At 65.2% G+C, this 11,365-nt stretch carries 12 protein-coding genes; 5 read left to right on the forward strand and 7 right to left on the reverse strand.

Annotated elements, in window-relative coordinates; all coding sequences use genetic code 11:
* Nucleotides 1–138: 138 nt before the first annotated feature.
* Together edd and eda are read left to right on the forward strand one after the other, a co-directional pair.
* Nucleotides 139–2,061, forward strand: a complete 1,923-nt coding sequence (gene edd, locus FHW83_RS06380; RefSeq protein ID WP_176645494.1) for a phosphogluconate dehydratase — start codon at nt 139–141, stop codon at nt 2,059–2,061.
* 1 nt (nt 2,062) lies between these two features.
* Nucleotides 2,063–2,689 carry a bifunctional 4-hydroxy-2-oxoglutarate aldolase/2-dehydro-3-deoxy-phosphogluconate aldolase gene (gene eda / locus FHW83_RS06385; protein ID WP_176645495.1) on the forward strand — a complete coding sequence of 209 codons (627 nt, stop codon included), beginning with the start codon at nt 2,063–2,065 and terminating at the stop codon, nt 2,687–2,689.
* Nucleotides 2,690–2,720: 31 nt separating this feature from the next.
* Here eda and FHW83_RS06390 read toward each other — a convergent pair whose 3' ends face one another.
* A complete protein-coding gene (locus FHW83_RS06390; RefSeq protein WP_176645496.1) occupies nt 2,721–3,614 on the reverse strand; it encodes a LysR family transcriptional regulator in 894 nt (297 codons plus the stop codon).
* Between the two features lie 79 nt (nt 3,615–3,693).
* On the opposite strand from FHW83_RS06390, the gene FHW83_RS06395 reads away from it, so the two are divergent.
* Entirely contained in the window at nt 3,694–4,425 is a 732-nt protein-coding gene (locus FHW83_RS06395; protein ID WP_176645497.1) for an NAD(P)H-dependent oxidoreductase, read from the forward strand.
* Here the strand turns inward: FHW83_RS06395 and FHW83_RS06400 are convergent.
* Nucleotides 4,369–5,805: a cytochrome P450 gene (locus FHW83_RS06400; RefSeq protein WP_176645498.1), complete on the reverse strand. Its 1,437-nt coding sequence runs from the start codon at nt 5,803–5,805 to the stop codon at nt 4,369–4,371. The two genes, FHW83_RS06395 and FHW83_RS06400, sit on opposite strands and share 57 nt — an antisense overlap.
* An 88-nt stretch (nt 5,806–5,893) precedes the next feature.
* On the opposite strand from FHW83_RS06400, the gene FHW83_RS06405 reads away from it, so the two are divergent.
* Entirely contained in the window at nt 5,894–6,733 is an 840-nt protein-coding gene (locus FHW83_RS06405) for an AraC family transcriptional regulator (protein ID WP_176645499.1), read from the forward strand.
* Here FHW83_RS06405 and FHW83_RS06410 read toward each other — a convergent pair.
* The 3 genes from FHW83_RS06410 to FHW83_RS06420 are packed head-to-tail and all read right to left on the reverse strand — an operon-like array spanning nt 6,730 to nt 8,670.
* Nucleotides 6,730–7,671, reverse strand: a complete 942-nt coding sequence (locus tag FHW83_RS06410) for a diguanylate cyclase domain-containing protein (protein WP_176645500.1) — start codon at nt 7,669–7,671, stop codon at nt 6,730–6,732. The genes FHW83_RS06405 and FHW83_RS06410 overlap by 4 nt on opposite strands.
* A 7-nt stretch (nt 7,672–7,678) precedes the next feature.
* Entirely contained in the window at nt 7,679–8,305 is a 627-nt protein-coding gene (locus tag FHW83_RS06415; RefSeq protein ID WP_176645501.1) for a chemotaxis protein CheC, read from the reverse strand.
* Between the two features lie 2 nt (nt 8,306–8,307).
* Nucleotides 8,308–8,670, reverse strand: coding sequence for a response regulator (locus FHW83_RS06420; RefSeq protein WP_308936731.1), 363 nt, complete (start codon nt 8,668–8,670; stop codon nt 8,308–8,310).
* 239 nt (nt 8,671–8,909) lie between these two features.
* Between FHW83_RS06420 and rpiA the strand changes: the two genes are divergently transcribed.
* Entirely contained in the window at nt 8,910–9,587 is a 678-nt protein-coding gene (rpiA, locus tag FHW83_RS06425) for a ribose-5-phosphate isomerase RpiA (RefSeq protein WP_176645503.1), read from the forward strand.
* A 77-nt stretch (nt 9,588–9,664) separates the two neighbouring features.
* Here the strand turns inward: rpiA and FHW83_RS06430 are convergent, their stop codons facing one another.
* Nucleotides 9,665–9,937, reverse strand: coding sequence for an oxidative damage protection protein (locus FHW83_RS06430; protein ID WP_176645504.1), 273 nt, complete (start codon nt 9,935–9,937; stop codon nt 9,665–9,667).
* A 35-nt stretch (nt 9,938–9,972) separates the two neighbouring features.
* Nucleotides 9,973–11,283, reverse strand: a complete 1,311-nt coding sequence (gene argA / locus FHW83_RS06435; protein ID WP_176645505.1) for an amino-acid N-acetyltransferase — start codon at nt 11,281–11,283, stop codon at nt 9,973–9,975.
* Nucleotides 11,284–11,365 lie beyond the last annotated feature (82 nt).

Raw genomic sequence — 11,365 nt, forward strand, 5'->3', positions numbered from 1 at the left:
TCACTACGGTTTCGTAGTGGTCGACTGAATATTTCTGTCCCGGGAGGATGTCGCGAAGGGCGGTTTAGCCTAAGAAAAGCCAGTGGGGTTTGCGATTTTGTAGTAAAATTTCACGGAAACCATTCATAAGGAACGATCATGGCGTTGCATCCAGTCCTGGAAAAAGTCACCAATCGCATCATCCAGCGCAGCAAACCATCGCGCGGCGCGTACCTGGCCCATCTCGAGGCGGCCCGCGTCAAGGGGCCGCAGCGCGGCACGCTGGCCTGTACCAACCTGGCGCACGGCTTTGCCGCTTTCCCCGCCAACGACAAGCTGGTGCTGAAAGAGGTGAAGAAGCCATCGGTGGCGATTGTCTCGGCCTACAACGACATGCTGTCGGCGCACCAGCCGTTCGAGCGCTTCCCTGAAATCATCAAACAAGCCGTGCGCGAAGTCGGCGCGGTGGCGCAGTTCGCCGGCGGCACGCCCGCCATGTGCGACGGCGTGACCCAGGGCCAGGCCGGCATGGAGCTGTCGCTGTTCTCGCGCGACGCCATCGCCATGGCGGCGGCCGTGGCGCTGTCGCACAATATGTTCGACTCGGCCCTGTACCTGGGCGTGTGCGACAAGATCGTGCCGGGCCTGCTGATCGGCGCGCTGCACTTCGGCCACCTGCCGGCGGTGTTCGTGCCGGCCGGCCCGATGACCACCGGCCTGTCGAACTCCGAGAAAGCCAAGATCCGCCAGCTGTACGCGCAGGGCAAGGTGGGCCGCGCCGAGCTGCTGGAAGGCGAGTCGCAGTCCTACCACGGCGCCGGCACCTGCACCTTCTACGGCACCGCCAACTCCAACCAGATGCTGATGGAAGTCATGGGCCTGCACCTGCCAGGCGCCGCCTTCATCACCCCCAACACGCCGCTGCGCGACGAACTGACCAAGGCCGCCGCCCAGCGCGCCGCCGTCATCTCGGACCAGGGCAATGAATACATCCCGGTCGGCCACGTGGTCGACGAGAAGGCCATCGTCAACGCCATCGTGGCGCTGCTGGCCACCGGCGGTTCCACCAACCACACGCTGCACCTGCCGGCGATCGCCAAGGCGGCCGGCATCGTGATCGACTGGAACGACTTCGACGATCTGTCGAAGGTGGTGCCGCTGCTGTGCCGCATCTACCCGAACGGCGAGGCGGACGTGAACCACTTCCACGCCGCCGGCAGCACCGGTTTCGTGATCCGCGAGCTGCTGGACGCGGGCCTGCTGCACGACGACGTCACCACCATCCTGGGCAAGGGCCTGCGCAAGCACTGCGCCGAGCCATTCCTGGGCGAGGGCGGCAAGGGCGTGGTGTTCAAGGATTCGCCGGCCGAATCGGGCGACGAGAAAGTGCTGCGCAAGCACAGCAACCCGTTCTCGCCGGACGGCGGCATGGTGCTGGTGCAGGGTAACCTGGGCCGCGCGGTGATGAAGGTGTCGGCCGTGAAGCCGCAGCACCGCACGGTGGAAGCGCCGGCGCTGGTGTTCGATTCGCAGGAAGACTTCATGGATGCGTACAAGGCCGGTCAGCTGGACCGCGACTTCGTGGCCGTGATCCGCTTCCAAGGCCCGCGCGCCAACGGCATGCCGGAACTGCACGCGCTGACCCCGGCGCTGGCCAATCTGCAGGACGCCGGCCGCAAGGTGGCGCTGGTGACCGACGGCCGCATGTCGGGCGCCTCGGGCAAGGTGCCGGCGGCGATCCACGTTTCGCCGGAGATTCTGGCCGGCGGTCCGCTGGGCCTGGTGCGCGATGGCGACATCATCAAGGTGTGCGCGGAAACCGGCACGCTGGAGGCGCTGGTGGATTCCGCCGTGTGGCACGCGCGCTCGATGGCCAGCGCCGACATGTCGCTGAACCAGGTGGGCATGGGCCGCGAGCTGTTCTCCATGTTCCGCAACAGCGTGTGCGAGGCGGAGAAGGGCGCGACCACCTTCCCGCTGCCGTCGCCGATCCACACCACGGTGAACCTGCATGAAAAAGAACCGGTCGGTAATACCGTGCCGGGTTCCGATGAAGATTTCTCGACCAAGAAAGATGCCTGATATGACCCTGTCTCTGCTCGACATTATGCGTACTTCGGCCGTGATCCCCGTGATCGCGATTGATGACCCTGACCATGCAGTCCCGTTGGCGAAAGCGCTGGTGGCAGGCGGCATCCGCGTGCTGGAAGTGACCCTGCGCACCAAGCATGGCCTCGGCGCGATCAAGGCGATGTCGGAGGTGGAGGGTGCCATCGTTGGCGTCGGCACCCTGACCCAGCCGGAGGAATTCGCCGCCTCGCGCGACGCCGGCGCGGTGTTCGGCGTATCGCCGGGCCTGACCCCGGCGCTGATCGCCGCCGCCAAGAGCAGCGGCCTGCCGCTGCTGCCGGGCGTGATGACGCCGTCTGAAGTGATGGTGGCGCGCGAGCAGGGCTTCAAGCAGCTGAAACTGTTCCCGGCGGTGCCAGCGGGCGGTGTCGGTATGTTGAACGGCATCGGCGGTCCGCTGCCGGACATCACCTTCTGCCCGACCGGCGGCATCTCGATCGAGACCGCGCCACAGTTCCTGAAACTGAAGAACGTGGCCTGCGTCGGCGGCTCGTGGCTGACGCCGAAGGACCTGATGGCCAACGGTGAGTGGGACAAAATCACCGAGCTGGCCAAGGCGGCCAGCGCCCTGCGCGCCTGAACCCCGAAAACGACGCCGCGGCGTCGTTTTTTTATAGGCTGCCGGCGATGTGGTCGCGCAGCCATTGGTGGGCGGGGTCGCGCTGGGAGCGTTCGTGCCACAGCATCACCATCTCGTAGCCGGGGATGTCGACTGGCGGCGCCACCACGCGCAAGGCCGGGTTGTCGCGTACCAGCCGCTCGGGCAGCATCGCGACCAGGTCGGTGCCGGTCAGCGCCGAGATCACGAACAGGAAGTGCGGCACCGACAGCGCCACGCGCCGCGTCATGCCGGCTTCCGCCAGCACTTTGTCGGTGACGCCGCTGAAGCCGCCACCGTCCGGCGATACGATCACGTGTTCCAGTTCGCAGAATTGTTTGAGCGTCGGCTTGCGTTTGAGACGCGGGTGGCTGGCGCGGCCTGCCAGGACGTAGCGTTCCTTGAACAGCAGGCGGTGGCGCATGCCCGGCGGGGCGCCATCGCTGGTGTGGAAGGCGAGGTCGATGATGCCTTGCTCCGCCTGCCGCGCGATGTGCGGCGGTGCCATTTCCAGCACCGCCAGCCGCGTGCCCGGCGCCGCACGCCGCAGCCCGGCCATGGCCGGCAGCAGGATGGTCGATTCGCCATAGTCGGTGGCTGCCACGCGCCAGGTGTTGGTCGCTCGCGCCGGATCGAAGGCGGCGGCGGGGGAGACGGCAAGGCTCAGTGCCTCCAGCGCTTGCCGCAGCGGCTCGCGCAGGGCTTCGGCGCGCGCCGTCGGGCGCATGCCGCGTGGCCCTGGCAGCAGCAATGGATCGCCAAAGATGTCGCGCAGCTTGGCCAGGTGCACGCTGATCGACGGCTGTGAAAAGTGCAGCCGCTCCGCCGCGCGGGTGACGTTATGCTCGGCCAGCAGCACGTCCAGCGTCACCAGCAGGTTCAGGTCCAGGCTTCTGAGATTAATCATTGTAATAGCTGGAATATCGGGAATTCATTTCTACTATACCTGATGGCGCCGTATTCTGAGGTTTTTTAAGGAGCCTCTGATGAACGTCCTGATTGTTTATGCCCACCCGGATCCCCATTCGCTGAATGCCTCGCTGAAGAACTACGCTGTTCAGCATCTGGAAGCGGCCGGTCATACGGTGCAGGTGTCCGACCTGTATGCGATGGAGTGGAATGCCACGCTGTCCGCCAGCGAAATCCCCGAACGCGAGCATCACCGCGCCGACGTCCTGCGCGAGCAGGAAAAACTGCGCTGGGCCGATACGGTGATCTTCCAGTTCCCGCTGTGGTGGTTCTCCATGCCCGCCATCATGAAAGGTTGGTTCGATCGCGTCTACACGCTCGGTTTCGGTTACGGCGTCGGTGAGCATTCCGACCGCCGCTGGGGCGACCGCTATGGAGAAGGCTCGCTGGCCGGCAAGCGCGCCATGCTGATGGTGACCACGGGCGGCTGGGAATCGCACTACGGCCCGCGCGGCATCAACGGCGCGATCGACGATCTGCTGTTCCCGATCCAGCACGGCATGCTGTTCTATCCGGGCATGGACGTGCTGCCGCCCTTCCTGCTGTACCGTACCCGTAGCGTGGATGAGGCGCGCTTCGCGGCCATCCGCGAGGAACTGGGCCGCCGGCTGGATACGCTGGAGACAACCCCACCCATCCCGTACCGCCGCCAGAACCACGGCGATTACGAGATTCCGGCCATGACCCTGAAGTCAGACCTGGCGCCCGGCGTGGTCGGCTTCAAGGCGCATCTGCAGGCCGATCGGTGACATGGTGAAGCCCATCAGCTCTTCCGGTGGCTGACTGGTGGCCGTGGCGATCGACTGGATCGTAAAGCTGGACAGCAGCATGGCGCTGGCCAGTTTGATTTCCAGCAGCGCCAGATAGCGCCCCGGGCAGGTGCGCACGCCGGCTCCGAAAGGCATGGAAACGTGTTTGTTGATCGCCTGCTCGCTGCCGGCCAGCCAGCGCTCCGGCTTGAAGTCCGCCGCATCCGGCACGTGCTCATCCGAGACGCTGTCGTGGCGCATCACACACCATAGCAAGCCGCCTTTCGGCACCTGCACGTCGCCCACCACCGTGTCCCGCAGCGCCTCCAGCGGGATGAAGGGGGCAACCGGCTTGAGGCGCATGGCTTCCTGGGCGCAGGCATCCAGATAGTCCAGGCCATCCATCTGCTCGATGCTGAACGCGGCGGGATCTGGCGCCACGCGCAGCACTTCTTCACGCGCTTTCTGCATGGCGGCCGGCTTCTGCTGCAACAAGTAGAGCATCCACGCCAGCGTGTTGCTGGTGGTGTCTTCGCCGGCCAGCAGCATGGTGGTGACATTGCCTGCCACCGCCTTGTCATCAACGCCGCTGCCGCCTTCGTCGGCCGCGCAGATCATCGCTTCCAGCAGATTGGATGGGCGCTGGCGCCGCGCCGGCTCCGCCGCCAGCCGCGCCCGGGCGGCGGCGATCAGCTCATCGACCGACTGGCGCAGCGCCAGCAGGCAGCTGTCGAGATGGCGGTCCTGCGGCAGCTTGACGTAGCGCCAGTAGGGGAACAGCGCGATGGAACGCCGCGCCACCGCCGGCAGCACCACATCCATGTGGCGCTGGATCACGTCCTCGCCGCCGTCGATGGTATTCACCTCGGTGCCGAACGCCAGCCCGGCGATGATGTCGACGCTGTAGCGTTTCAGGTCTTCCGCCAGGTCGATGGTGCTGCCGTCGCGCGCGGCCTGCTGCCAGCGGCGCCGCAGGCGCTGGACCACCGCCACCAGCGATGGGAAGTAGGCCTTGACCGCATGCGGCGCCAGCGCGGCCATCACCATGCGCCGCTGGTCGCGCCATGCCGTGCCTTCGGCCAGGAATACGCCGGGCAGTCCGCCCATTTCGTCCGAGATCTGTGCCGTGATCGATGGGCGGCGGAAGCCATCCGGCCGGTCGCGCAGCACAGCGCTCACCAGCTCGTGGCTGGCCACCACCAATATCGGCGCGCGCCCAAAGCGCATCGTGAACAGTGGTCCGTACTGCTTGCTCCACGCTTCCACGTCCTGGTGAATGCGCAAAGGCCGCATCTGCGGCAGGTTGCCCGCCAGCGGCCACGGACGCGGGCCGGGCAGGTCGTACATATGACGGAGTTCGGCGGCAATGGCGTTCTGCATATCGGCTTCCTCGGATGACGGTGCCTTAGTGTGCGCCGGTCAACGGTGCAAGTATTGAACGATTCCGACATGGTATAAACTATTTGGCATGCAGCCCGCCGAGCCAACCACACGCCTGATCTTCCCGCGCAAGTCGCTGGCGTCCTGCGTGCGCGCCTACGTTGTGCGCAGCACGGTGGAGGCGCCGCTCAGCAATGCGCAGGACCGCTACAACCATTTTCCCGCCACCCCGCATTGCTCGGTCACCTTCTATATCGAAGGCGAGGCCGAAGTGGTGGAACCGCCCGACGCGCCGCAGGACCGCATCCGCGTGGTGTTCTGCGGTCCGCAAACGCGGCCGCTGATGACCTACAATCCCGGCCCGGTGCGGGTGCTGATGGTGATGTTCTACCCGCAGGTGCTGCACGCCATGTTCGGTGTCGATGTATCGCAATGGGTGGACCGCTGGGCGCCGGTGGAGCAGGTGCTGGGCGCGGAATGGCAAGTCCTGTCGGATGCCGTGCTGAACGCGCCCGGCGACGGCCTGCGGCTGCTGGAAGATTTCCTCGAACCGCGCTGGCAGGTGGCACGTCCCGGCGGCGCCGGCGCCATGGCCGGCGACTGGGTACGCCATCTGGCCGCGCAAGCCGCCGACACCGCGCTGGGACGCGGCGTGCGCAGCATCGAGCGCCGCATCAAAGCCAGTGCCGGCCAGCCGCTGCGCAAGCTGCTGCGCCTGCAGCGCGCCGAGCTTTCCTTCTTTGAAGCGCGCGAGGAATTCATGAACGGCAAAGCCGTATGGTCCGACATCGCCGCGCGCGGCGGCTATTCCGATCAGGCGCACCTGTGCCGTGAAGCGCGCGAAATCACCGGCCACACGCCGGGCGAACTGGCGCGCGTGCTGGCCTCCACCGACGAGCGTTACTGGATTTACCGCATCTGGAACTAGGCCGGCGACAGCGCCGCCACGCGGTTGCGGCCCGTGCGCTTGGCCTGGTACAGCGCGCGGTCGGCGGCGCCAATCAGCGTATCGATCTCCACCGGCGCATCGGCCGCTTGCGTGGCGATGCCGATGCTGACCGTCACCAGCCGCGACGAGTCGCTGTTGCGCTCATGCGGGATCGCCAGCTCCTGTGCCCGCGCGCGGATGGCCTCCGCCATCAGCCAGGCCTGCTCCGGATCGGTGTCGGGCAGGATCATCGCGAACTCCTCGCCGCCGTAGCGCGCCATCAGGTCGCACGGGCGTTTCAGCACGCCCGCCAGCGCGGCCGCCACTCGGATCAGGCACTGGTCGCCTTTCTGGTGGCCGTAATGGTCGTTGTAGGCCTTGAAGTGGTCGATGTCGATCATCAGCAGCGACAGGGGCGTGCCGCCGCGCTTGGCGCGCCGGTGCTCCTTCTCCATCGCCACATCGAAGTGGCGGCGGTTGGCGATGCCGGTCAGGCCGTCGGAGAAGGTCTGCGAGCGCAGCACCATGGCCTGCTCGCGCAGCAGCTTCTCGCGTCCCACGGCGATGCTGACATCGCTCACCTGGATCAGGCAGTGACGCGGCGCGCCTTCCACCGCGATCGGCGTCACCTCCACCGCCTGCTGGATGCGCTCATCGCGCAGGTATAGCGCGAACGGCGCCTTGTTCAGGGTCTGCGACAGCAGGGAAGGGAAGTTGTTGTACAGCGCATGCTGGATGGCGGTGTCCACGCGCCCGCCGCGCAGGTCGGGGCAGACCGCAAAGAAGTCCCGCCCCAGCACCTGCTCATGCCCCAGTCCCGAATGCCTGATCATCCACGCGTTCCACAGCACGATGCGGCGCTCGTGATCGAGCACGATGGCGCCCAGGTTCACGGCGCAGAACACGCTTTCCAGCAGGGGCAGGCGGAGCGGGTTCATGATCGCCTCACCCCTGGCCCATCGCGCGGGCGATGTAGAGGTTGATCTGCTCCTGCAGGTCGTGCAGCGCCGAGATATCCAGCACGAAGGCGACATAGCCGTGGATCTGGTGCCTCTCCAGCAGGAAGTCGATATGCAGCATCAGCACCACGCCATCGGCCTGGCTGCCGGTGGCGGTCAGGATCTCGTCGCTGGTGCCGAGGTGGTACCGCGGCAGCGAGCCTTGCAGCTCGCGCTGGAAAATATTGGCCAGCGTGCCGACGCAGGAGTTCAGCATGATGTTGCCGATCTCGCACATGGCTTCCTGCTCCATCTCGGTCAGTTCCTTGAGCGGCACGGCCTCGCCCACCATCAGCCGCACGATCTCCAGGCTTTTATCTTCCGGGAACATGAGGATGGCTTCGGTCTCGAAGGCGCCGCCGAAATGCTGGCTGACGCCGCAGATGCGCTCCGGCAGGCTGTCGGTCTTGCCCAGCAGGCGCGCCGCCTCGGCCCGCGGGATGAAGCTGATCGACGGCACCGACATGCGCACCGCCTCGTTGACGATGGTGCTCATCGAGGCCGCGGCCTGGCCGACGCCGATGTTGAAGATCTCGATCAGCGCATCGTTTTCCAGCGCGGACAGGTTAAACATGATTACGCTTCCAGCGTGGCCACCAGCTGGGCGATGCGCGCCTCGGTGATCGGCTTCTCGACAAAGCCGATGCCCATGGCGGTGGCGCGCTCGCGCGTGGACGTCTGCACGTTGGCGGTCAGCAGCGAGATCGGCACCGAAGGGAATTCCTGGCGCAGCTGCTCGGCGGCGGCCATGCCACCCATGCCGGGCATGTTGACGTCCATCAGGATCAGGTCGGGGCTGACGTCGCGCGCCTTGAGCAGCGACTCCTCGCCGGTGCCGGCTTCCTCGACGATCCAGTCGGCGTGCAGGCCGGCGATATACTGGCGCGCCATCATGCGCGAGACGCGGCTGTCATCGACAATCAGGACGGTTTTGGTCATGGTCATGTCTCTCATCCCCGGCGATCTTTACGGACCTTGTTATGGTTTCATTCTCGCATATCCGGCGCGCTTGGCGATGGCCGGTGTTGCTTACTTTGTACGCTTTTGTACAGTTCTACAAGTCTGGCGCGGCAGGGGCTTGTCAGTGTTGTCTCAGCGCAATTTTTGAGTAAAAAGCGGGGTGGTAAAATAGCGCCATTCGCTTCCCCTCTCTTATCTGCTTCTCTTATCTATTTATCATGACCCAAGACGAACTGAAACAAGCCGTAGCCCGTGCCGCCATTGCCTATGTGGTGGAGAACGAGATCATCGGCGTCGGCACCGGCTCCACCGCCAACTTCTTCATCGATGAACTGGCCAAGATCAAAGACAAGATCAAGGGCACGGTGGCCTCGTCCGAAGCCACCGCCGCCCGGCTGCGCGGCCACGGCATCGAAGTGTTCGATCTGAACGACGTGTCGGAGATGGCGGTCTACATTGACGGCGCCGATGAAATCGATAACAGCGGCGCCATGATCAAGGGCGGCGGCGCGGCGCTGACGCGCGAGAAGATCGTGGCCTCGGTGGCCCGGCAGTTCGTCTGCATCGCCGACGGTTCCAAGCTGGTGGACGTGATGGGCAAGTTCCCGTTGCCGGTGGAAGTGATCCCGATGGCGCGCGCCTCGGTGGCGCGCGAGCTGGCCAAGCTGGGCGGCACGCCCAAGCTGCGCCTGAAGCCAGGCACGGACGAAGCGTTCGTGACCGACAACGGCGGTTATCTGCTGGATGTGGCGGGGTTGTCGATTACCGAGCCGAAGGCGCTGGAGGAGAAGATCAACCAGATCGTCGGTGTGATTGCGGTCGGCCTGTTCGCCGCGCGCGGCGCCAATGTCTGCCTGCTGGGGACTGCGGAAGGGGTGAAGACGCTGAAGTTCTAAAACGCTTGTCGTCCCGGCGCACGCCGGGACCCATGCTGAGTGTCTATGGATCCCGGCCTGCGCCGGGATGACGGGGCTTACTCGGCCGGCGGCACGTAGCCTTGCGCCATGTCGGCGCCGTCGCCGAAGAAGTGTTTCTCCATCTGCGCGGCCAGGTACTTGCGGGCGCGCTGGTCGGCCAGGTTCAGGCGGTTTTCGTTGACCAGCATGGTCTGGTGCTTGAGCCATGCGGCCCAGGCCTCCTTCGACACCTGCTCGTAAATCTTCTTACCCAGTTCACCCGGATACGGCGGAAAATCCAAACCCTCGGCTTCCTTGTTGAGTTTAATGCATTGAACGGTGCGGGCCATCGGGTTGCTCCTAAAGCTTTGTCAGAAAAACGAGATTATAAGGTTTTAATCAGAACCTGGGATTTGCGCTGCCAGTTATACATGCGCTGGCGGTCCTTCGGCAGGGCGTCCACCGTGGCCGGATGGAAGCCGCGCTTGATGAACCAGTGCGCGGTGCGGGTGGTCAGCACGAACAGCTTTTGCACGCCCATGGCGCGCGCGCGGTTCTCCATGTGTTTGAGGATGCGGTCGCCGTCGCCCTGGCCTTGCACGTCCGGGTTGACGGTCAGGCATGCCATTTCGGCCATTTTCTGTTCCGGGAACGGATACAGGGCGGCGCAGCCGAAGATCACGCCATCGTGCTCGATGACCGAAAACATCTCGATTTCGCGTTCGATCAGCTCGCGGCCGCGCTTGACCAGGGTGCCGTCGGCCTCCAGCGGTTCGATCAGCTTGATAATCCCGCCGACGTCCTCAATTGTGGCCGGGCGCAGCGATTCCAGGTTCTCGTGCGAGATCATGGTGCCCACGCCATCGTGGGTGAACAGTTCCAGCAGGGCCGAGCCGTCCATGTCGAATGAGACGATGTGCGAGCGCTCGACGCCGTTGTCGCAGGCCTTGATGCAGTGCTTGAGGTAGAACGCGGTGGCATCCGGCAGGAAGCCGGCTTGCAGCACGGCCTCGGCCTGGTGCGAGGACAGTTCGCGGATTTCGGCGCCGGCGGCGTCGGTCATCAGCGGCGTTTCGGTGATGAAGATCAGTTTGTCGGCGTGCAGGGCGATGGCGGCGCTGCAGGCCACGTCTTCCATGGTCAGGTTGAACGCTTCGCCGGTCGGCGAGAAACCCAGCGGCGACAGCAGCACCAGGCCGTCGGAGCCGAGGATGGAGTGGATGGTCTCGGCGTCCACCTTGCGCGTGACGCCGGTCAGTTCGAGGTCGACGCCGTTGATCACGCCGAGCGGCTTGGCGGTGATGAAGTTGCCCGAGATGATGCGGATCGCCGCGTTGGACATCGGCGTGTTCGGCAGGCCCTGGCTGAAGGCGGCCTCGATGTCGAGCCGCAGCTCGCCGGCGGCTTCCTTGGCGCACTCCATGGCGGCCGGGTCGGTGATGCGCACGCCGTTGTGGAAGCGGCCTTCGACGTTGCGCAGGGCCAGTTGCTCGGCCACCTGCGGGCGCGAGCCGTAGACGACGGTGACGTTGATGTCCAGCGCGTGCAGCAGCGAGAGGTCGTGGGCCAGCACCGGCAGGGCTCCGGCGGCCACCAGTTCACCGGGGAAGGCGACCACGAAGGTCTTGCCGCGGAAGGCGTGGATGTAGGGCGCGACGGAGCGCAGCCATTGGACGAATTGGGTAGGGTTTTCCATTAGCCGCATTATAATTCGGGGCGCGACGTCCGCGCCAAATACCTTTGTAAAAAACAATGTCAGAAGCCAGCAATAAGCAACA

Origin of the sequence: Duganella sp. SG902 (genome assembly GCF_013376005.1) — a bacterium.
Taxonomy (GTDB): Bacteria; Pseudomonadota; Gammaproteobacteria; order Burkholderiales; family Burkholderiaceae_D; genus Rugamonas.